This is a genomic window from Sphingobacterium thalpophilum (assembly GCF_038396785.1).
Lineage (GTDB): Bacteria > Bacteroidota > Bacteroidia > Sphingobacteriales > Sphingobacteriaceae > Sphingobacterium > Sphingobacterium thalpophilum_A.
Genome location: NZ_CP151087.1, coordinates 3,291,354 through 3,311,914 on the forward strand (window position 1 = coordinate 3,291,354; position 20,561 = coordinate 3,311,914).

At 41.1% G+C, this 20,561-nt stretch carries 21 protein-coding genes and 1 pseudogene; 7 read left to right on the forward strand and 15 right to left on the reverse strand.

Annotated features, from left to right (window positions below; genetic code table 11):
• Positions 1–42: 42 nt before the first annotated feature.
• The 9 genes from AACH28_RS14575 to AACH28_RS14615 all read right to left on the reverse strand — a co-directional run bounded on the left by AACH28_RS14575 (position 43) and on the right by AACH28_RS14615 (position 6,127).
• Positions 43–603, reverse strand: coding sequence for a CHAP domain-containing protein (locus AACH28_RS14575; protein ID WP_088159906.1), 561 nt, complete (start codon positions 601–603; stop codon positions 43–45).
• Positions 522–908 (reverse strand): hypothetical protein, encoded by a 387-nt coding sequence (locus AACH28_RS14580; RefSeq protein ID WP_286851676.1) that lies wholly within the window; start codon positions 906–908, stop codon positions 522–524. Before AACH28_RS14580 ends, AACH28_RS14575 begins: the two co-directional genes overlap by 82 nt.
• Positions 909–936: 28 nt before the next feature.
• On the reverse strand, positions 937–1,503 hold the full coding sequence (locus AACH28_RS14585; protein WP_341830837.1) for a DUF6266 family protein: 567 nt from the start codon (positions 1,501–1,503) through the stop codon (positions 937–939).
• 59 nt (positions 1,504–1,562) lie between these two features.
• Positions 1,563–2,207 (reverse strand): DUF6266 family protein, encoded by a 645-nt coding sequence (locus AACH28_RS14590; protein WP_088159904.1) that lies wholly within the window; start codon positions 2,205–2,207, stop codon positions 1,563–1,565.
• Positions 2,208–2,634: 427 nt separating this feature from the next.
• Entirely contained in the window at positions 2,635–2,940 is a 306-nt protein-coding gene (locus tag AACH28_RS14595; protein WP_088159903.1) for a hypothetical protein, read from the reverse strand.
• 30 nt (positions 2,941–2,970) lie between these two features.
• Positions 2,971–3,723: a LytTR family DNA-binding domain-containing protein gene (locus AACH28_RS14600; protein WP_341830838.1), complete on the reverse strand. Its 753-nt coding sequence runs from the start codon at positions 3,721–3,723 to the stop codon at positions 2,971–2,973.
• 27 nt (positions 3,724–3,750) lie between these two features.
• Positions 3,751–4,809, reverse strand: coding sequence for a histidine kinase (locus AACH28_RS14605; protein WP_341830839.1), 1,059 nt, complete (start codon positions 4,807–4,809; stop codon positions 3,751–3,753).
• Positions 4,810–4,880: 71 nt separating this feature from the next.
• On the reverse strand, positions 4,881–5,804 hold the full coding sequence (locus AACH28_RS14610) for a hypothetical protein (RefSeq protein ID WP_341830840.1): 924 nt from the start codon (positions 5,802–5,804) through the stop codon (positions 4,881–4,883).
• Positions 5,805–5,884: 80 nt separating this feature from the next.
• Entirely contained in the window at positions 5,885–6,127 is a 243-nt protein-coding gene (locus AACH28_RS14615) for a hypothetical protein (protein ID WP_341830841.1), read from the reverse strand.
• A gap of 193 nt (positions 6,128–6,320) precedes the next feature.
• On the opposite strand from AACH28_RS14615, the gene AACH28_RS14620 reads away from it, so the two are divergent.
• Positions 6,321–6,944: a hypothetical protein gene (locus tag AACH28_RS14620; protein WP_341830842.1), complete on the forward strand. Its 624-nt coding sequence runs from the start codon at positions 6,321–6,323 to the stop codon at positions 6,942–6,944.
• 107 nt (positions 6,945–7,051) lie between these two features.
• Positions 7,052–7,447 carry a hypothetical protein gene (locus tag AACH28_RS14625; protein ID WP_341830843.1) on the forward strand — a complete coding sequence of 132 codons (396 nt, stop codon included), beginning with the start codon at positions 7,052–7,054 and terminating at the stop codon, positions 7,445–7,447.
• Positions 7,448–7,491: 44 nt separating this feature from the next.
• Here AACH28_RS14625 and AACH28_RS14630 read toward each other — a convergent pair whose 3' ends face one another.
• Genes AACH28_RS14630 through AACH28_RS14645 form a run of 4 tightly spaced genes read right to left on the reverse strand, consistent with a single transcriptional unit; the run spans position 7,492 to position 13,064 of the window.
• Positions 7,492–8,847 (reverse strand): RagB/SusD family nutrient uptake outer membrane protein, encoded by a 1,356-nt coding sequence (locus AACH28_RS14630; RefSeq protein WP_341830844.1) that lies wholly within the window; start codon positions 8,845–8,847, stop codon positions 7,492–7,494.
• 12 nt (positions 8,848–8,859) lie between these two features.
• Positions 8,860–12,015, reverse strand: coding sequence for a SusC/RagA family TonB-linked outer membrane protein (locus AACH28_RS14635; protein WP_341830845.1), 3,156 nt, complete (start codon positions 12,013–12,015; stop codon positions 8,860–8,862).
• A gap of 43 nt (positions 12,016–12,058) precedes the next feature.
• Entirely contained in the window at positions 12,059–12,685 is a 627-nt protein-coding gene (locus tag AACH28_RS14640) for a TlpA disulfide reductase family protein (protein WP_341830846.1), read from the reverse strand.
• A 1-nt stretch (position 12,686) separates the two neighbouring features.
• Positions 12,687–13,064, reverse strand: a complete 378-nt coding sequence (locus AACH28_RS14645) for a hypothetical protein (protein WP_341830847.1) — start codon at positions 13,062–13,064, stop codon at positions 12,687–12,689.
• Between the two features lie 1,551 nt (positions 13,065–14,615).
• Here AACH28_RS14645 and AACH28_RS14650 point away from each other — a divergent pair.
• On the forward strand, positions 14,616–15,137 hold the full coding sequence (locus AACH28_RS14650) for a hypothetical protein (RefSeq protein ID WP_341830848.1): 522 nt from the start codon (positions 14,616–14,618) through the stop codon (positions 15,135–15,137).
• Between the two features lie 343 nt (positions 15,138–15,480).
• Here the strand turns inward: AACH28_RS14650 and AACH28_RS14655 are convergent, their stop codons facing one another.
• Both AACH28_RS14655 and AACH28_RS14660 read right to left on the reverse strand, forming a co-directional pair.
• Positions 15,481–15,768: a hypothetical protein gene (locus AACH28_RS14655; protein WP_341830849.1), complete on the reverse strand. Its 288-nt coding sequence runs from the start codon at positions 15,766–15,768 to the stop codon at positions 15,481–15,483.
• Positions 15,755–16,744: pseudogene (locus tag AACH28_RS14660) on the reverse strand (Abi family protein); the annotation flags it as partial. The gene AACH28_RS14655 and the pseudogene AACH28_RS14660, both read right to left, overlap by 14 nt.
• A 26-nt stretch (positions 16,745–16,770) precedes the next feature.
• Here AACH28_RS14660 and AACH28_RS14665 point away from each other — a divergent pair.
• The 4 genes from AACH28_RS14665 (at position 16,771) to AACH28_RS14680 (ending at position 20,527) form a co-directional block, all read left to right on the forward strand.
• Complete coding sequence (locus tag AACH28_RS14665) at positions 16,771–16,965, forward strand: hypothetical protein (protein ID WP_201639834.1); 195 nt, start codon at positions 16,771–16,773, stop codon at positions 16,963–16,965.
• Between the two features lie 317 nt (positions 16,966–17,282).
• A complete protein-coding gene (locus AACH28_RS14670) occupies positions 17,283–18,515 on the forward strand; it encodes a tyrosine-type recombinase/integrase (protein ID WP_312339883.1) in 1,233 nt (410 codons plus the stop codon).
• The gene (locus AACH28_RS14675) at positions 18,508–19,512 is read left to right on the forward strand and encodes a tyrosine-type recombinase/integrase (protein WP_070568342.1); all 1,005 of its coding nucleotides are present in this window, start codon (positions 18,508–18,510) and stop codon (positions 19,510–19,512) included. The genes AACH28_RS14670 and AACH28_RS14675 overlap by 8 nt, the downstream gene beginning before the upstream one ends.
• Positions 19,499–20,527, forward strand: coding sequence for a tyrosine-type recombinase/integrase (locus AACH28_RS14680; protein ID WP_341830850.1), 1,029 nt, complete (start codon positions 19,499–19,501; stop codon positions 20,525–20,527). The genes AACH28_RS14675 and AACH28_RS14680 overlap by 14 nt, the downstream gene beginning before the upstream one ends.
• The last annotated feature ends 34 nt before the right edge of the window (positions 20,528–20,561 follow it).

Below are 20,561 nucleotides of genomic sequence, written 5' to 3' on the forward strand. Positions count from 1 at the left end.
CGAGCTACCGAAATTTTGTATTTATTCATGACCATGCCCTCCTCAATCGATCCAGTTAGCGATAGCATAAATAGTAGCAAGTGGACGCCGCCGCGATTCTACCCGGTCATGGCTATTGCCTTCTACCGAAATCAACAGGGATCCCTTTATAACTTTAACTAGGCCTACATGATGGATCCGTTTTAATTGGCTGCTATAGATCGCAAATAAATCGGCTTGCCGCACATCTCCTTTCAAGAACTGCACTTTAGTATAGCAGCGCGCTTTTGGAAAGAGCGCGGGGCTCCATGCACTGCGCGGTATGGAAAGACCAGCCTGACCATAACACCAGCTGGCAAATGCTGCACACCATTCATAACCTTCATCGAGGCCTACATAGGCCAGGTATTTGGAAATCTCCGGTCCCTTATTTTCACCCCCTGTCTCCCTTACGCCAATTTCATTCGCTGCAATTTCATCAATCTGCCGCCTAAGCAGATCAGTGTTACGTACACGAGCATAATCATTGTTACACCTTCCGTCTAAAACAGCATTTCCAGTAGCAGCAGAAATGCAAAGAGCAATAGAAAGAAAACCGAGAAATAAAGAATGGATTGTTGCCATGAGTTTAATTGATTAAAGTGATAATAAATATCTTGTCTATAATATTTGAAGGGTCTCCAGAGATATTCCAGCAACCAGGTGCAGCAACAGATAAAGACCAATCCGGCCATTAGCCCAAAATAAAGCAGGGACAGTACTCCCAGATCAAGCGCAGCTGATGCCGGGTCGAAAAATTGTAAGATACTCCCAACATATAGGAAAATAATGACCAATAATATGCTTGCCATACCGAGCAGGTACTTGGGCTCGATCGGCAGTTTTTGTGTTAGACCATACCATGGTCCTTTCATTTCTACACTGTTCATAGTGATATAATTTAATAGTAAAAAATAGTTATACGTTGCCCGCATATTGACTCCGCGAATAGCGGTTTCGATTCCGATCGCGCAGCAAGATAAAGACATCAAGCCGGACATTTTGCATATAATCAGGCAGTTCGAGTCTTAAGCCTGAACTCGAGCGCGTAACCAGGGCCTCGTTACGGATAGCGACTCCGGCTATCGGATCATAAGCCACCAACAACAGCTCGTCATCGTGGTTCATGGCTGTGATCTCACCACCGTCAAAGTCTAACCACAATCCATTATCATCCAGCGCCATACTCCCTACGCTTATCCCTTGCACAGAACCATCGGAGAGCAGAATGAGAGCAGGATCAATATATTGATCCGGGTATTCACCTTTGACCGCATATTTGACCGCATGCGCCATTGCCAGATTTCGGGCAGAAAGATGTTTTGCTTTTTCCCGACGTACGTACTGTGCAAATCCCTCCTTAATAATCGATGCCAATGGCAAGAGATATTGGCTGGCCAGATAAAATTTTTGCTGCGTCATCAGCATACCTATTGTCTTCTTTTGTTTTCTTTTTTTCATCTGAAATGTATTAATGAATAACATCCTTTTCACGATACCGAAATATACCAAGGGCAGGTATGCCCTTGGCAATTTTCTGCTTCTTAGGCGAGCATTATTTCACCGAGATAACTGCTTCTGCTGATTTTGGTCTTTGTCCGGTCGGACATAAAATACCAGATATGTACAGCATCCCCCAGCAGATGCTCAGGTACTCCAAATGTGATCACCCCATCTTGCCTTTTCGGCAAAGTTGGCGAAGTCATGAATTCATCCTTTGCCGGATGGTAACAGATCACATAAAAGAGATCGTCTCCTTTTGTCTCGTAGACATCGTTATTGCCCGTCGACCAAGCCACTGTGATCTGATCTGCATCAAAACCAGCTTCTACTGTTCCGCCCCCGCCGTAGATCCCATCGGCAATTCTGATCTTGCTATAGTCCAAGCTCAGATCAGGATAAACACCCTGAATAGCCAGATCCTGATTTAGCTGAAAAGCATAGTTGAGCGGCGTGAGGCGGTCTGCCTTTTTCTGGCCAAAACCGATTTTTAGAAAGTTATTAATCGGCAGCAGAAAACGCATCAGCGTCTTAAATCTTGCCTGCACGATGAGCTGTGCTTCCGTATACGGCTTATTGCTCTTTTTAGCGAGCCCTCTGATATAGTTGATGCTCTTCCAGCTGGCACCGATCACTGAGCCGGCCTTACCACTAAAGCCCCCATTTGCTCCGTTTACAATTGTTCCCATTTTTAAAAATTTTAAGGGTTAAAAAATAAATCGCCAAGATTTTTATACCGGTATTTTTGCTTGACAGAACAAACATAAAACATTCATTAACAGAAAAATACAACACAAAACAGATTGTCCGATGCTTGTCCGAAGGTTGCCTATCAATTGTCCGAATGCAGCCAATCGATAAGTAGAAAACCCTACAATGATCTGCTACCGGATTGCTTATGGCCTCCAGTTGGGATTGACTTATCAAATACCGATGATGAACCTATTTAAGACCTAGTTCGATAGGTAAACACAAGGTCTCAACTAGGAGTTAGCTAGGAAAATTGGCGAGAAAAGGGCATGAAAGGGATGAACCAAGCCTATGGCAGATGCGAACGATCGCTTAAACAGCAGCGAAGCCCGGCCCGATGGCCAAGAACTTCGCTGCAATTTAACATCAGCTATTTAAATAACGTTTGAGTCGGAGCACGTCGTCAAGCTTAAAATACTTTTTGCCCCCTTTATCGCGCTGGTACACCTCAATAAGGCCTAAGTTTTGATACCGCAGCAACGTACGATCCGATACGCCTACCGTATCTTTGACAAATACCGTGTCACGAAGTTCCACCTTGTCATCATCAGCCTGAATGCTATCCAGCACTGCAGTTTTCAACTTTTGTATTTCTGTAAAAAGGATATGTAAGGCCTGCAAGAGATGCGCATCTGTCTTTGGGCTTGGGTTGTTGTACGAATTTTTTCTCATATTTTTAGTTGTCTATAATGGCAAATGGGATTATCCACCAAGTGTATTGGAATTAATAAAGCTAAAGAATTCCGGATACAGTTTTTTGTCACCTACGGGGAGCGTTTTTTTCGTTCCTTCAGTCATCAGTACCCCGCCAACGCCATAACTGTAAAAAAAATTGATATTAATAATAATGCTCTGATGGCATTGTTTAAACCACTTCACCGGCAGTCGGCCCAATACTTCCCGCATGGTACTGCTGCAGCTCAGTGCTTTACCTCCGATCATGTGAAATTTAACCTGGCCATTGGTACTTTCCACATAAACAAGTTCTTTCATACGAACCTCCGTACGTTGATAACGAACCGGCCCTTTGATCATAAAATAATAGGTATAATTTTCCAGCGAATCGTGATCAGCGAGGGGGATCAATTTAGCGAGCACTTCGTCCACCCGGCGCAATGCGGCATAGAAACGACTCTTAGACACCTCTTTGAGCAGCACATCAACGACACCAAAATCATATCCCGGGTCTTCGTATTGGCGGTGTGCTGTATAAAGAATTGTTTTTAGATTTGAGCTGGGCAGAGTTCTTAAAAAATCAAAAGCGTTGGTCTTTCCTAGTTCGACATCAAGGATCATAAAATCCACTTTGTTGGCACGCAGAAAAATCCGGGCTTCCTGCGGATCACTAAATGTTTTGGCAATCTGCACATAGCCGATCTCTTCGACCATTTCAAGCAGATGGTCTATATGCGGCTTTTGGTCATCGATGATGATTCCTATCCATATTCTATTCATATTTTCCGTCATTTTTTGTTCCTTAAATTATTTGTAGCGCTGCACACATAACATGAGTTCATAATGCTCAGCGTCCTGCTTTTCTTCCATCGAAAAGTCCGTTCCAAAGAGGTATTCCATGCGTGTTCGTACATTTCGAAGCCCCACATCGTGACTTGGCATCATCTGAGGGCCGCTTCGTTTTTTATTTTGAACCATAATCCGATAACCGGCATTACCGACAAGAATGTCGATTTTGGCCGGGTGATCTTTATCCCAAAGGTCCGCATGCTTGAATAAGTTACCAGCGAGCGTCTGCAATAGTGTAGGTGCACTACTAAATCGCATCAGGTTACCCGAGCAGCAAACATTTATATAAAAAGGATTCGGTTCGACTTCCTCCTGGATGGACAAGTACTGCTCCAGTGCTTTCACTTCATCTGCTAATAATATATGGGTTGCCCCTTCCACCTGATGGGCCTCCATGTAGAATTTCATTAAGCGATAAATTTCCTCAAGCTGCATGCCCAATTTACGATCATAGGGATCCACCTTATTTTTTAAATGGCTAAAAATATTCGCCATCATATGCGGATGCACCTGTGCAGATAAGGTTGTATACTGAAAAGATTTCATGCTAGATTCTGCATTCAGGCGTGCTTTCACTGCCTCAAGTTTATCAGTTGATTCGCGAAGCTTACTCTTATAGTAATAATAGCCCACCGCCATCACCGTATAATTACTATGCATGACGAGAAAGGTCTGAGAATACTTCGTCCAACTAAAGGCATGATGAACGACAACGTACTTGTTATTTATAATCTCCAGTCCAAATTTTCCATACAATTCGTAGTACACGAATATTCCGGAGAGTAAATAAAAGCCTATCATCAACACGATAGTTCCCAGTATATGACCCCGATCGTAAACATACTTCAAAATCAGATATATCGCATAGAAGATGATCGCGCAGTAAAACACGGTGATGAAGGAAGCTCCCAGATTCAGTCTGGAATTGCCTAGTGCATTTACAACAAAAAAATAAAAACTATATCCTATCCAGAAACAACAGTGCGACAGCCACTTTCTTTTAAAGAACCTATTCATATTATTGGTTTATATTGATAACCTAAAGATAATTACAACATTATGTTTATACAAGTATTCCAATCGATTTCTTATAAAATCGTTACAGGAAGAGGATAACTCAGGTAAGTAAACTTGTCGAGCAGCAGCTGTTTCTCTTTCATGCTAAATGAAATTATACGATTAGTTGCCGACCAGGTTGCTTCATCTGAGCTTGGTGACATACTTTTGTGTAGGTAAAACCAAGCTTCCCAGGCCTCCGGATATTCCAACAGGATCTCTTCGAAATCCCCATAAATGATGCGGCTAAAATAGTCCGTAAACTGCCTGGCGCTCGGAAACCAGTTTTTATACCAATGACTCAATGTGCAAATAACAATGGGCTCATTTTCTGCCACTATTTTGGCAATTAGAACTGTTATATTTTTTTGAAGCAAAAAAGCCATATGTAGAATCCCATGCTTTATCTTAATGCTGCCATTTAGAAAAGGGATTTCGCTTAATTTTTGCGCCTGGAAATCTTTTTCGGCGCTTACCCCTCCATCGAGGTAGCAGAATATATGATAGCCAAGATCCATCTGCTGCCGCAACTTAAAGAAAAGATAAGGATCCTCGGCGTCTAGAAATACAACTTGTTTTTGCCAACGGTCACCGAGCAAAGCTGCATAATGCTGTGACTGCTGCAACATAACCTCTTTAGCCACAGGAATACAAAGCTTATAGCCGCGCTGAACTAGAAAAGCTGGAACAGCGCGATAGTAACCAAAATGAAAGCTAAGGATAACTTGTGGTCGCTCTGGCGGCGAGAGCCAAAAGATGTTGTAATCGAACTGAAATTTAGCAGGGTCCATTTCTGCCTGCCGACTTGAGAAATTAATCGTTTCACGGTGTAGATTTTGCTGGATATCGAGCTGATGGATACCCAAAAGATGTTGCACATTGGCCGAGAAAAAAACAAAGTCCCGCCAATCCTTTTCGGTGTAGGCCTGCATAGCGGCTTTCCAAGTAAATTGCATATAAAAATACGTTAGGGTTAACATTGGGAATATGCCATGCCTAAGGATAAGGCACAGCATACTCAATTATCTTGATACTCTTAAGGGAAAACGATATTGCATTTCCCTCCATCATCCTCTTCATCAATACCTAACATCAGGTCAGTGATGGTCAGAGGATGTGGATTGTATAGTCCAAATTGGGCCAATAATGTTGTTATTTCCACGCTGTTTCTCGTAAAAAATAAAACCATAGGCTGTTCTCGCAACAGCATTACGGCTTCAGGCACTGAAGACTGTGGATCGATCGGGAGTAAAAATTCAACTAATAATTGGAGAGCCAAAAGACATTGCCTTCATCTACCTTTTGGTTCCTAAACTTTCCATTTTGTCGATAATTTGGGGGGCAAAAGAGGTTTCTCCAGAGTCAAAAGGTATTATAAGGGTAGTTTCGTCAATGATTTTCAATCATCGTAGCTTTGTTAGTGCAACATATATTATTGTCAGTTAGCCAGATAAACCGAAAAAAACTTTATTATGTCAATTAAGCATAACCCCAAGGCGGGATTCAAACTATTATTTGATTTTTGGGGAAAATATCACACAATAGATCATTTTCACTATCAGTGGGCAAAGGACAACCTCAAAGTCAAGATCGTCAAACGAGGCGAGCAACTCAGTCCAGCTGACCGTCATTCGGAGATGACCTATTTTGTCGCGAAAGGCCTCCTGTCTCGGGTTGAAGAGAACACTGAAACCGGCAAACGCAGGATTATGAGCCTTGCTATTCCGAACATGGCTTTAATGACGACCAATCACCTCTATACACATCATCTACACAGCGGGCATATTGTGGCGCTCCGTTCGGGAATTATTATTGCGATCCCGCATTCGGTACTTCGGCAATTTCAGGAACAGGAAAAATCCATCGATACATTGATTGACGTATTGGGCAATAAAAAGAAGAGGCAACTGGTTTTGCTAAGGCAGGCCACATTGGGCTATTCTCCTTTTGAGCGTTACCTTAACTTTACCCGGCTGTTGCCCGAAATTAAAGCTGCTACCACACAGGTTGAGCAGGCTGATCTTCTGGGCATCTCCCGCCACACGGTGCAGCAGGCTCAGTATTTTCTGCTTACTGGAAAATATGCGCAAAAATAGCACCTATAGAACAGGCACATATCAGACTGACGAAGCATGCAACTTTGTATCAGAGCCAGCGATGCGTGCTGGCTCTAATAAACATTTTATAAACTAAATTTTTTGCCATGGCAACAAAAAGAAACAGCTGGCTACGTGTCGGCACATTAGCAGTATTAGGATTGGGTCTTGCATACGGTACTCAAAGTTTTACGGAAAAAGAAGAAGTGAAAGTAGAGCCAAAAACTACAACAACAAGAGCCAACCAGACTTGGTACAACAATGAGCTGGTCAATTCGGATCCTACAAATCCAGCTAACTATGCATTGACGCCTAAATTTGAATGTGGGGATAAAACAGAAGAAATCTGCTCTATCTCAGCACCCGACAATGGTTCTGGTCAACCAGACATGTCCCATGTTCAACCTTCGGGTCAAACTGTAGAAAGCGAAATTCAAGACGCGACTTCTACCCCTACTCCTTCAACGAATGACACTGTTCTCGCTTTTCGTTCTAGTCAGTAAAACAATAAGCAGGCTTTCAATTTCAGAAAGCCTGCTTTCCTTTCTTACCGTGGGTTTTGTGGAATATTACTTTGCATAATCACTTCGGCTGGAATGGGATATAGATAACGGGAATCATTTGCAGGCAGCTCGTACCTTTTTATTTTTCCGTTGACATTTATTTCACGATAGAGATCAATCGCATAATCAGGATCTACATTCAATCGCTTCAGATCAGACCACCGTACACCACGAAATAGCATTTCCTTACGCCGTTCGTTCAATATCAGATTTAAAAGATCCTTCGTATCTGAAACCACCAACTTTTCAAAAGTCCCCTTACGGACTCTATTTTCCAAAAGCTTATTCATATCATCCAACGCCTCTTTTGTAGCCCCTAGCCGGACACTGCATTCCGACCGGATCAAGTAAAGCTCGTCATTTGCAAATCCGGCAAAGTAGGAAGCTGATCTCCCCGAATAGTAACCTTTAAATGCATATTCTGTTGTGTTGACAGTTTTAAAAAAAAGCGATTTACGAAGATCATTATCTGCAAATGAATTATAGATAGACTTCGGTATCCGTGCCGTGCTATTATGTAACACACTACTCGCCGATATTGTTGAGCCATAATAGATCATCTCCACATTCTTCGGATTAATCGGAAAAGCAGGTGTCGGATCGATTGCATTAAAATCCATTAAATCAGCATTTAGTTTCAGACTTTCATTTGCATAATATCGAGCCTGTACATAATCCGACATACTAAGATAAATGCGGGCTAGGGCTGCATAAGCGGCACGTTTGCTCGGCCTATTGATTTCAGCAGCCTGATCTTTCAAATATGGGATTGCACCACTAAGATCATCAATAATCTGTTTATAAGTCTCATGCACTGTCGCTCGGGTAACAGGCACATTAAAATCAGAAGTCAACCGGATTGGTACCCCATAGGGACTATCTGTATCCTTATCAAATAGAGGACTGTATAACTGAGCGACATAAAAATGTGCCAGTCCGCGAACAAACATGGCTTCACCTCGGATATCCATATTTTTGATTGGCTGCAATCTTTCTACTCCCTCCAATACAATATTAGCAATCATGATGGTGTTGTAACATAATCTCCAATAATCAACATCCATAGAGTGCATTTCCTTATCCCAAGTATAAGCTTCCTGATAGCTTGCCAGCATTTTTCCATAGTCGGCATCAGCCAAATAATAATCATCCGTCCCTAATTCGATCAAGCCAGGATAATAAAGATTAATCTGGGATTCAAAATCTAACAGCGCCCTTAAGTCCTCTTCCTTATCTGGAGTAGCTGCAGACAACTGAGGCTTTTCATCCAAAAATTTATCACAAGATTGGGAGAAAACACTCAGAAGCAAAATCATCATTGTATAAATAATATATTTCATATCCATCGTTATTTAAAAATGCACTGATACCCCGGCAGTGTAATTTCGAGCCGGAGGCATATTATTATAGTCGGGGTCTATCCCCCATTTGTTGGCTTTCCATAGCAAAGCCACATTATTTACCGAAGCATAACACTGTATAGGATAATTCTTTGCTAATTTCCACTGATATTGTAGTCGTATATCCTGTAAACGTATTAGGTCACCTCTTCCAATGTTTGCTTCAGAGTAGGCATAGAAATTATCTCGGTTGGAATTTGCCGGATAAGTCATGGAAGGTACCGATGTCCACAATTCATCTCCAGGATTCTGCCAACGTTGTGTATAATCACCATGTGTACGCCAACTATTAAATAAATCCTGATAACGTATGGTTTCCTTCTGAAAAAAATGGCCAAACTTATAGGCAATATTCACAGTCAGCATCCAGGATTTCCAGCTGAAGGTCTGATTTAATGATCCATAATACGGGGGGATTCCCGAACCGTGGTAGACCAAATTTTGGATAGAGTCTGCCAACATCTTGGTATAATCTTTGGACACTTCTCCTTTTAAAGATCCTTGAGGGTCACCACTCAATGGATCGAGCCCCACAAAGCGATAAGAAAAAACAGGATAAAGTGCTTTATCTTCTACGGGCGATAGATTTCTTCCAGCAGAAGAAGTAAATGTCAATGCGCGCCATGTTCCGCCGTAATATTTATCCACCTTATCCTTATTGATCGTAAAAAGTACTTTCGCTTTCCATTTGAAGTTGCCATCCAGCAACTTTGCATTCAGGTCGATATCGATTCCTTTTCCCGATGCAACGGCTACATTTCGCCTTACCGTTGTAAAACCGTAGGTTGGATCTATAGGATCAGAAGCAAAGAGATCGGTAGATTTTTTGAAATAAGCATCTGCCGATAATGAAATTCTATTATTAAAAAGTGCCGCATCCAAGGCGACATTGATCATCCGTACATCCTCCCAGCGAAGCGATGGATTAGGTAGTATGGATACTTTTGCACGAGGAAAAGTACTTACATCAGTATTCAGACCTGCCATATATGTCAAGATGGGTAGACTTGTAGTCATGCCTCCCGAATTTCCGCTATGCCCCAAGGTGGACCGTAGTTTTAGGCTATTGATAACACTATTCTTTGGAAAAAAAGCTTCGTCCGAAACTCTCCAAGCCAGACCGGTAGACCACAGTGGATTCCATCTATTGTTGGCATTTACTCCAAATAGATTAGATGCATCCCTACGCCCACTAACTGAAAAGATATAACGCCCCTTGTAAGTATACGAAGCATTTCCAAATAACGAAACATAGCGCCGAGTCAGTTTATCAAAACCATTTGTATAAGGAATTCGGCTCAAGCCACTAAGGCCATCATAAATTGGATAGGCATCTACAGGATTGACCAATTGGCTGATATACAATTTCTCATCAAATCCGTAAGTTGTAAAAAGATCACTCTCCTCTGTCCGAGTGGATACTTCTGATCCAGCAAAGAAATTCAGTTCATGTAGATCACTCCATTTGTGTGCAAAATTGAGCTGTACTCTTCCTTTATGGCTGGTGAAATCATTGTTCCCATTGGTCAGTATCCCTCCCAGCGGTACAATCCGTTTTACGGTCCCATTACCGACCTGTGTAAAGCGATTGATCAAATCACGCGTAAAGAAAGACTCCTGTCCGCGTAGGGTCCGGTTCGCCCCCAATTGCCCTTCAAAACCATACTGACCAGTAATCTCCAAACTATTCCACAGCTTGACCGATAGTTTAAGCCCTGCATTCCAATAATTGGTATTGTTATTGGCTTTGGAAACACCAAATTCATTCAAAGGCCGGTAAAACCAGTCGAGCAACCCCTCATTGCGATCAGCAACCGACTCCATATACCTAAAATTATACTGTGATGGAATTACCAACGGATTGCCGGCATCATCCATCAATTGCGCATAAGGATACAGATTTGTCCTACCCCCGCCGACACCTATCGGATAATCAACGAGGTCCGGATTATAGCTATTCTTCATATTGGAATAAAGCAGATTGCTCTCCAGCCTAAAGTGTTTCCAGAAATTCAGCTGATAACTTCCATTGATCACCAGCCGTTGATTGCTGCTCTCCCTTTTGCTGAGCATATTTCTATCGTAGCCGATCCCTACCCGGTAACCACTCTGCTCACCACGGCCTGACAAGGCGATATTATTTTGGCTTAGGGTACCATTGCGATAGACGTAGCGGAGCAGGTCATTGCGGTAATCCAATGTTTTATATTTTTCGATACGTGCATTCATTTCCTCCTGCGTAACCAGTCCTTTGGAAAGATCATACAGTCCATCAACAAGCGGAGAGACGATACCCCTATTGGAATTTGTTCCATTCAATATCGTATTGTAAAACCCTTTGTCAAACAGCATTTTTTCCACTTCGATAAACTCTGCCGAAGACATTTTAGGTAAATACATCAGGTCAGGTTTTGCGGTAATGGTCAGATTAGACGAAAAGTCCACCGCTGTTCCCTCCTGTTTATTGCGATTTTTTAGTTTGATTACGATAACACCATTTCCGGCCCGTGCCCCCCAGACCGATGTTGCTGCAGCATCCTTAAGCAGCGTAACGGTCTCCAAATCATTCGGATTAATCGCGTTGATATCACCCTCAAAAGGCAGATCATTGACAATAATTAACGGTCCCATGAGCGCACTGGAAAGCGTATTGATACCGCGAATATTGATCTGATTGGTACCATCGCGCCGATCCATCTGCAGAGCTGAAAAATTCCCTTCCAAGCGGTCAAGAATATTGCCCGATGATAGTCTCTGCGTTATGACCTTATCATCTACCTGTGCAAAAGCCCCGGTAGCACGGTCTTTGGGAATGCGCTGATAGCCTGTCTCGACCATCACCTCCTCAAGCTGATTTGTTTTCTTGTTAAGAACGATCCAAAAGTTCCTATTTTTGGATTCAGCAAGCGCCAGTACACGCGTTTCATACCCCATGTAGCTGACAGATAGCCGTTCACTAAGATCAGTCGCCGATACTTGAAACTTTCCTTCGCGATCCGTCCTCGTTTGCGTCTTTGTTTTCAACAGCGTAATGCTTGCGCCAGCAATTGGGTGGGCGGACTCATCTACTACTGTTCCAGTATAGATGTGCTGCGCTTTTAATTCCATCTGCAAGAAGCATAATATAATGAACAGCGCGTAAGTTAACCATCTATTCATAATTACCTTGCCCCCTCAACAAGTCGATTACATTATCAATCTGTTCTTTATTTACGAATGTATGACCTGTAATTGCCAGCACGGTACCGCGTGGCGAGATCCATACATATCTCGGAATTGAAGCATGCGGAAACAAGCTTATTAGATATTCATCATTATAAACAGTAGGTAGCGAGCTCCCTCCTATCTGAGCTAAGGTTTCGCTATAGGTCTTTTTGATTTTTTGGAGATCATCCCGGCGATGTTTGGTATTGACAAGTACCATGGCTAGCGTATCTGCATACTGTTGGCTCAGCTTCTCCCCTTTTGGCATCTGAGTGAGGCACATTCCGCACCATGAGGCCCAGAAGTCCAAGATGATCAGCTTACCTTTCAGATGTTTTAGATCTGTAGTGATAGCCTTACCATTCGTGTAAACTTTATACTGTCGGGTATAAAAATCTTCGGGTACCCGATCGCCTACATTGATCGGTGCAACTGCAGGAAGCCCAGACGCCCCACTGTCCTTGCGGGGCGTCTGGGCCGATAAACTAAACATAGAAACCAAACACAGCAGTATCGCTCGTGCTCGTTTGCTCTTAAAAGCCTTGTGTAAATTATTTGATATTGATTTCATCATCTTAAGGTTTTGGTTGGTTAATGGATTGAAAAAAATCGTTGATTTGTTTGGTCAGCTGGATTTCCTTCATATTAGCTTCCAGAGTTGACAGTTTTAATTGGGTTGTATCTAAATGGCGGCTATGCGTTAGGAAATACGCCATCAGAGCACGTAGAATATCGGCCAAAAACAGCGTTTGCTGTACAGCCTCTAATTTGCTTTCGGTAACTTCGCCGAGGGTTTTGCATTTGAGGTCCAATGCATAGAGATACTCGCGTATCGTGACTAGCGAATAATTATCCCAAAAGCTTTCGATACATTTCAATGGATCGTAATTGTCTTCATGGATCTCGTAGAATGGCCTATCGAGATATAGGAGATCTTCATAAATGGCTTTCATGTGTTTAGTTTTTGGCTGTGACCTTAGCGCATAGCTCTCCCTGTCCGACCGAAATCAGCTTTTTTTGGGGGACCTGAGCTTGCTTAGGTCAGGTAAACAATAAATTAATTGGGAAGCTAGATCGCATTTGAGTGGTTATCACAAAGGTTATCATATTGGCGTGATGCAATCCATAGCAGTGTAGGGTCAAATCATGTTTGACTTAGCTACCCGAGCTACTCGGGAGCTGAAATAAGATTTTTTGTTGTCTGTTTTTTGTGGTTCATGCTCACGTTTATAATTGTGAGTCTTATTCGGGAAAATGGCTATAGCAGGCCCTATCACCGTACAGCAAGGTTCCGACGCCTTTTAGAAACGGTCTACGATAGGGCCCATGACGCTATAGCTGTACAAATGTACAAATAAAGCAATCATAGGCATTATCCTATCGTCTCGTTCTAAATCAAATTGTCGGAATTTGCTGTCGAGACTCTTTAGTTTAATACCTTATTCATCTTGGATATTGATTCAAATATAGTCATAAAATTTATAAAATAAAAATTATTATTTATGAATAATAAATTATAACACACATTTAGTCTGCAAAAAGCAACATTTAGTAAATCAAACTTCAATAAATGAATGCGTCGACTAAATCCAGCAGTGCTGATCCTGATTTCCTTGCAGTAAAGTCATTATTTGAGTCCAAGATCATCAAATCGATGAGGTTATTGGAAAAGCAAGGTCCCACAAAGATGGCGAAAGCTTTAGGGCTTCAATATAACTCCTATCTTGATAAATTAAATAACCCACAGAAATTCACTTTTGCCCATATATTTAAGATCGCATATTTATGTGATCTAGACCCCGATCTTATTTATAAGGTCATAAAAAACCAAACTTTTAAGAATCCTTAAAATCAAGCTTTCTTATTAAAAATGGACCTTTATTATAGAATTTCTATAATAGTATTTGTCTCAAATCTTTGCTTTTGATATCGGAAACCCTTACTTTTAAAGTGCGAATAAAAAAGAGAAGGGAGCCGTGCAATTTTGTAGCAGAGTTATTAGAAAGTACAGGTCGGCAAAATCAACATAGTAAGTGCTACCCACAGGCCTTGCTGGCTTTTGTATGCACATTCCTCTACCGAGGTAAAGGGCGTTGCTGATTTTAAGCTTTTGAGAAGCTATTCAGGCGGGCAGTATTTGTTCTTGATGAGCAGTGATACTGCAAGCTGACGAAGCTGATCCTTTATCTGCCGTCGTTCTGTTGTGGTTAATGACTTTTTTTGTCTCATAATTTACTAGTTGGGTTATCAACAAGAGTCTCGAAGGGGAAGGTCAAGCGCTAAATAAAGAGGATGGCCCACTATCTTCAACCAGCAGTGAGGCACGACGAAGAGCCTTTGACACGGTATCCAATAGGGAGCCATCCCCTTTTTTTGTAAAAATACAAAAAGCATGGGGGTTAGCAAACCCTACGTCTCGTGTCGTTGGAAAATTCGTCGTTTTCACTTCTGAGACTCAATCAGAAAACTGATTATATCACAAATATAGTCAATTATATACAACAATGAAAAATACGATTCAAGAAAATATAGAACAACCTGATTATAAGTATATTAAATTTAAAGAATTTAGAAAATATAGTTATGAATTGATTAGATCATGTAACTTAAACAAAGTTGCTAAAGAAGATAAAAAGGATACAATTCAAGACCTCATTGCAAGAAATGGAGGTGATATTTTTTCTGGACTTATGTTTTACTTGGTCTTGAAAGAACTTGACGCGGATATCAATATTGCCTGCGAAGACTTATTTCACGACTACACGTATCCAGGCATGAAGTCCCCAGCAGAAGATCTAACTAAGTTCGCAAAATTTATCTCAGGTATTAGCCTTACCGATGGTGAGATCGCATCCGCAATTGGCGCCAGTGGAAGTCGAATAAGCAGAATCCGACATGCAAATGATGGAACCGATTTTTATCCCTATCAAGTGTATGCCTTAGCAAAAATATCACAAATTCAACCTAGCCAACTCTTCGATTATTTTTACGGTGATGGCGAGCGACCAATGATTGGGTTAACCTAAAGTAACATCCAAAACGGCAAAAATAAAGATCAAAAATCTTTTATAATTTTTTCAATTTCAAAAAATTATTTCTATATTAGATCAGCCGGTTGAAATATACCAACATCTAGCTAAGCGCCTTAATTTATTAGGGCGCTTTATTACTAAAAAGCGTCAACCCCGTCTACATAAAAACAGATTTTTTTCATAATATATTTAGTTTATAAAAGGTACTCCTCTCTCATCACTCGATGAAATGGGGAGTTTTTTTATTAGAGCTACTCTATCCTTAAAATGAAAAAGCCACATCCCTTCGGAAATGGCTCCAATAAATTAAATAAATTATACACTCAAAACTATTTGATTACAGTTTTTCGATTTCTTCGATAGAAAGCCCGGTGCCTTTAGCAATATCAGCAATAGGTAGCCCCATTTTCTTAAACTCTAGTGCAATGGCAATAGCTTCTTCACGCTTACCTTTTTCAATACCAGTCTTAAGACCTTTTTCAATGCCTTTCTGAATTCCTTTTTTTTCAGCTTTATCTAATAAATATTCTTGAGTGCCCATAGTATCGCTCCTTCCTATTTTTGTTTTAATTTCTTCTTCAAACTTAGATAAATTGCCTACAAAAAGCAATTTATCGATTCTCATTTGCTCGCAATTCCGATTCTTCCTGATCGAGGATCTTATAGCTATTAAAATCGTAGCGTAATGAAGTTCCCATAAACTCCTGGCTATATACCACTGGTCGATAGCCTTTGTTTTCATCTGCCAAAATTGCAATAGCTGTAATTGGAACTTTGTAACGATCCCATATTCTATAAAAATAGCGAAACATGCGCTCGGCCAAATCTCCCCTGCCTTTATTGCTCTGAATCTCTACATGGCAGAGTACGAACTGTTCGCGGCCATCCTTTAAAAATACCTTCACAAGCTTGTCTACATAACGGACTCCCCTGCCGTTGAGAGTTTCAAACTTATCAATAAAAGAGTTATTGGTGTTAAAAGTCAGCAACAGGTGATGTATAGCGATTATGGCGCCATAAATATTACTATTGGAAGCTTCAGGAATAGCTCCTTCTATCCTATGGTCTTTACGAGATGGAAAAATCAATTTGTTTGCAGTAAATTTTCTATTCCACAATCTCGAATGATGAGCACAAACATTACGCACATCATTTAGAAAAAGGAGCCACTTAACAAGGGTTTTCCCTGAGGGTAGTTTAAATGCAGTAGCTATCGAATTTTTCGTATTATCATTCTTTAGACAGGTATATAATTTAATTAACTTACCAAATGACAATGTTTCAAAATACATATTTTCGGGAGGGTAAGTTTCTTCTGTATATTTGAGCTTAAAAGCTTTCAAAAACTGTTCTTTGGGCTTCTCAAAATCTATAATTACTGAATCCAAAACATAGGCACGATAGTTTAAAACCTCATTTTCATTATTCCTCAAATCTCTTTTATCAAGAAAATTCAGCGGATCTACGGACCAATAAAAACCTTTGAGTTCAGAATATGCATTAAGTATACGCGTTCTTAAACACACTTCTACCCGTTCCAAATACTCTAAGAATACACATCGCAGCTTTTTGTCGAAGGTATATAAGTTTATAATATCACTAAATGTAGTTCCTTCTTAAAAAATCGATGCATTTCCTTTATCTTGGAGATGGAACAATTGGCATTTCAAGCAAACTCAACCGAGTCCAGCATTTCCTTAAAGAAAATGCGACGCCAAGCCAAGAAATTGAAAAACAAAAGTATTTCAAAGGTGAAGAAGAAAAATGCTTAATTGATTTCGCAACACAACATTCTCTGTGCTATTTAGGTGAAATAGATTAGCAAGCGTCCCCTAGCCAACTTTTGCATATTCCGATGATGTTGACCCCATTCCGGGCATACTGACCCCCCTGATTTTGGTTCAAGGGTTATCATTACCAATGACCTGACAATATTACCTTTTTTTTCTTAGACTTTCTCCTTTATTATGGAAAGCTTTCCATAATAAAGGCTATGACAACAATATGGATATGTAAAGTCCATTATCAGATCTCTTCTCAAAATTCATTTATAGCCAATTATTAATACGACTACACATAATTGCTTTCCATAACGTTAGTGTTGCATATTACAATATATCAACATAAATAGTAAAAGTTATGGAAATTCAAAATCTTATTGAACGTACTAACCAACTTTTAAAAGAGGCCAGATATTCAGGCAGTCGTATCTACACCTATAATTGGTTGTGGAAGAAAGGCATCCTTGTTTATATGCACTCAAGAGGCTTGGTTGACTACGACGAAAACGTCGGCAACGAATATATGCTGACGTGCCGTGATGGTTTCAACGTTACATTCCATCATCGCGACCTTATTAAAAGTATTGAAGTGTTGACCCATGTTTTGTTGGATAGCAATCTGGGAGGGAGAAGACAGCATGTGGTACAACATCCCTTACGGGGTGACATCGGCGCCGCCGCTATTCAGTATCTTGAATACTTGAAATCCCTGGGCTTAAATGAGAAGAAGACACTTCAGCGTTACAGAAAAACAATGAGCAACTTTATAGAATATCTACTCGAACTGGGAATAGACAATCGTTCGGGAATAACCGAAGAAGCTATAGTGAGGTATGTTGAGAGTCGCGAATATCAACAGAAGGAGTATATTGATACTACGCGCCGCTTTCTATTATTTCTCTTCCGCGAAAATATAATTGCAAAGGACTATTCCTATATGCTAAAATCACTTGGTAAAAAAATCAAGCGTGTAAAGGCCCCTTCGTTCTATGCTCCAGATGAAGTACAGAAGATAGAGACATCGATTTCCCGTTCAAGCAATATTGGAAAACGCAACTATGCTATGCTATTATTATGCTCCCGTCTAGGGCTGCGCGTCTCGGATATAGCCAATTTGAGTTTTAGCGACATAAATTGGGAAACCAATAAAATAACGCTTGTGCAATATAAGACCGGAAATCCATTGACACTTCCACTTTTACCTATAGTTGGTAATGCCATTATCGACTATGTTCGGTATGCACGCCCAAAATCCATGTCAGACAAAGTGTTTTTAAGTTGTCGTCCTCCATATGGGGCACTTAATGGAGGAGCGGTTCATGGAGCCATCTTAATTGTTTTTAAGTCTTCTGGAATCGAATTCGGGAACAGGCATCATGGAGGGCATGCATTGAGATTCAGTCTGGCGCAAAGAATGCTGGACAAATCCACGCCAATCTCAATTATATCGGAAACACTGGGTCACTCCGAAGCAGATACAACAAGAACCTATGTCCGGATAGACCTGTCACATATGCTGGGATGCGTACTAGATGTTCCGGAATCCAGCGATTGCTTTTATACGCAGAGAGGAGGGTGGTTCTATGACTGATCCATTTGACTATCGGGGAGTATTGGCTCCTTATATGAAAGCCCTGATCCGGATCAAAGAATCCTGTGGGTCCACCGTGCTATCAACCAAATGGACTTACAAAGAGTTTGACGAGTTCACCATAATATATGGTTTATCAAATCCAGTTATCACGAAAGATCTGATAGGTGCCTGGGCAAAGTCCAGGGAAAATGATTGTAGTAGAACATTCTATGGAAAATGCTCCCGTCTGGCCCAACTGGCGAAATACATGAATGAGCACGGGGTTAAATCATATATCATGCCTTTGCCAAAATGTACGAACGATCGTGGTTTTGTACCCTATATCTTCACTGAAGAGCAGATGCTGGCCATATTCCGGGAATCTGACGGGCTTCAGCGAGGAAGCCATCGAAAAGATGACCCAATTATATCCCTACCCTGTCTTTTTCGACTTTTATATAGTACAGGCCTAAGAATCACAGAAGCAACCTCGCTGCGAAACAAGGATGTGGATCCCGACAGGAATGTATTAAGGGTTGGCACTTGGGGCAATACTAAAAATGGAGAAGAACGCCTGGTTCCCATATGCAGCTCTTTAAAGGAGGCCCTTCTGAAATATTTACATTACAGGAGCATGCTCCCCGTAAAAGGCGTTACTGATAGCGAACGTCCATTCTTCATTAAATTGAATGGTACAGCCGTGTCTTCCGCCAACGCATACAACTGGTTCAAAAAGGTATATACGAAATGTGGAATTGCATATAAAGGTGAATGCTTTGGTCCTCGGGTGCATGATATAAGACACACCATGGCAACGCATTCTCTTGCAAAAATGATAAGAAAAGGGCTTGATGTGTACACTGCCCTTCCATTACTGGCTGCTTGTCTGGGACACAAGTCTCTTACATCCACCGAAGAATATGTGAGACTCACCTGCAACGAATATCCCGAACTATTGGAAATGTGTATTTCCCTCAATGAATTTATATATCCCCAAAAAGATGGCAACGAATAACATAGCAAAATATATCACAGGTTTCCTTGGTGTGTATCTTCCGCACGAGCGAAACGTCAGCCCCAATACCATATCCGCGTACCGCGATGGTTTTGTCTCCTTTTTTTCCTTCTTGAGGGATGAGAAACAGATAAAGATTGAAAATGCGATTTTGTCAGATATTAATAGGGATAATGTGGTTGAATATCTACGATGGCTGATTGAGCGGCAGGGAAACAGTATTGCGACGCGCAATAATAGATTGGCAGCGATACATTCCTTTGTAGCATATCTTCAGTATGATAGCATCGAATACCTGGATCAGTGGCAAAAAGTCCTGAAGATTGGAAATCTGAAAAAAGCACATCCTACCCCGGTATACTTTACAAAAGAAGGAATAAAGCTTCTACTTGAACAACCGGATAGTGCATCTTATCAAGGGCTGAGACACCTTACGGTCCTTGCTTTGATGTATGATACAGGTTGTCGGGTACAGGAACTGGCTGACCTGACGGTAGAGTCAATGCGAATACAGTATCAGCCATACTCGATCAAGGTATATGGAAAAGGAAGAAAAGTGAGAATAGTACCGCTTTCTGAGCATGTCGTCGTAATACTCAAGAAGTATATGGAAAGGTACAATGTTGACTACGAGATTGATATAAAAAGACCGATCTTTTGTAATAGCGCGGGGAATAAACTCACCAGAGCCGGTATAACCTATATCTTAAAGAAATATGCAGATATGGCCCGTATATACGATTCTAATCTTATTCCCGAGGTTACCAGTTGCCATCAGTTAAGGCATAGTCGCGCAATCCACCTGTTGCAATCTAGTGTAAATCTGGTTTGGATAAGGGATCTTTTGGGGCATACCTCGGTCCAGACCACAGAGATATATGCAAGGGCCGACTCAAAACAGAAAAGAGAGGCTATAGAACAGGCATCGGAATGCCTTACACCTAACCAGGTTACCGGAGAATGGATCGATAACAGTAACTTGATAACTTGGCTGAAAGGGCTGGGTAAGAAATAACGATTATGTAAAGTCCAAATGTAAAGCCGTAACG

Coding starts and splice junctions, on each gene's coding strand:
- AACH28_RS14575 (WP_088159906.1), bottom strand. CDS start 603: ATGGCAACAATCCATTCTTTATTTCTCGGTTTTCTTTCTATTGCTCTT.
- AACH28_RS14580 (WP_286851676.1), bottom strand. CDS start 908: ATGAACAGTGTAGAAATGAAAGGACCATGGTATGGTCTAACACAAAAA.
- AACH28_RS14585 (WP_341830837.1), bottom strand. CDS start 1,503: ATGTTATTCATTAATACATTTCAGATGAAAAAAAGAAAACAAAAGAAG.
- AACH28_RS14590 (WP_088159904.1), bottom strand. CDS start 2,207: ATGGGAACAATTGTAAACGGAGCAAATGGGGGCTTTAGTGGTAAGGCC.
- AACH28_RS14595 (WP_088159903.1), bottom strand. CDS start 2,940: ATGAGAAAAAATTCGTACAACAACCCAAGCCCAAAGACAGATGCGCAT.
- AACH28_RS14600 (WP_341830838.1), bottom strand. CDS start 3,723: ATGAATAGAATATGGATAGGAATCATCATCGATGACCAAAAGCCGCAT.
- AACH28_RS14605 (WP_341830839.1), bottom strand. CDS start 4,809: ATGAATAGGTTCTTTAAAAGAAAGTGGCTGTCGCACTGTTGTTTCTGG.
- AACH28_RS14610 (WP_341830840.1), bottom strand. CDS start 5,804: ATGCAATTTACTTGGAAAGCCGCTATGCAGGCCTACACCGAAAAGGAT.
- AACH28_RS14620 (WP_341830842.1), top strand. CDS start 6,321: ATGTCAATTAAGCATAACCCCAAGGCGGGATTCAAACTATTATTTGAT.
- AACH28_RS14625 (WP_341830843.1), top strand. CDS start 7,052: ATGGCAACAAAAAGAAACAGCTGGCTACGTGTCGGCACATTAGCAGTA.
- AACH28_RS14630 (WP_341830844.1), bottom strand. CDS start 8,847: ATGAAATATATTATTTATACAATGATGATTTTGCTTCTGAGTGTTTTC.
- AACH28_RS14635 (WP_341830845.1), bottom strand. CDS start 12,015: ATGGAATTAAAAGCGCAGCACATCTATACTGGAACAGTAGTAGATGAG.
- AACH28_RS14640 (WP_341830846.1), bottom strand. CDS start 12,685: ATGATGAAATCAATATCAAATAATTTACACAAGGCTTTTAAGAGCAAA.
- AACH28_RS14645 (WP_341830847.1), bottom strand. CDS start 13,064: ATGAAAGCCATTTATGAAGATCTCCTATATCTCGATAGGCCATTCTAC.
- AACH28_RS14650 (WP_341830848.1), top strand. CDS start 14,616: ATGAAAAATACGATTCAAGAAAATATAGAACAACCTGATTATAAGTAT.
- AACH28_RS14655 (WP_341830849.1), bottom strand. CDS start 15,768: ATGAGAATCGATAAATTGCTTTTTGTAGGCAATTTATCTAAGTTTGAA.
- AACH28_RS14665 (WP_201639834.1), top strand. CDS start 16,771: ATGCATTTCCTTTATCTTGGAGATGGAACAATTGGCATTTCAAGCAAA.
- AACH28_RS14670 (WP_312339883.1), top strand. CDS start 17,283: ATGGAAATTCAAAATCTTATTGAACGTACTAACCAACTTTTAAAAGAG.
- AACH28_RS14675 (WP_070568342.1), top strand. CDS start 18,508: ATGACTGATCCATTTGACTATCGGGGAGTATTGGCTCCTTATATGAAA.
- AACH28_RS14680 (WP_341830850.1), top strand. CDS start 19,499: ATGGCAACGAATAACATAGCAAAATATATCACAGGTTTCCTTGGTGTG.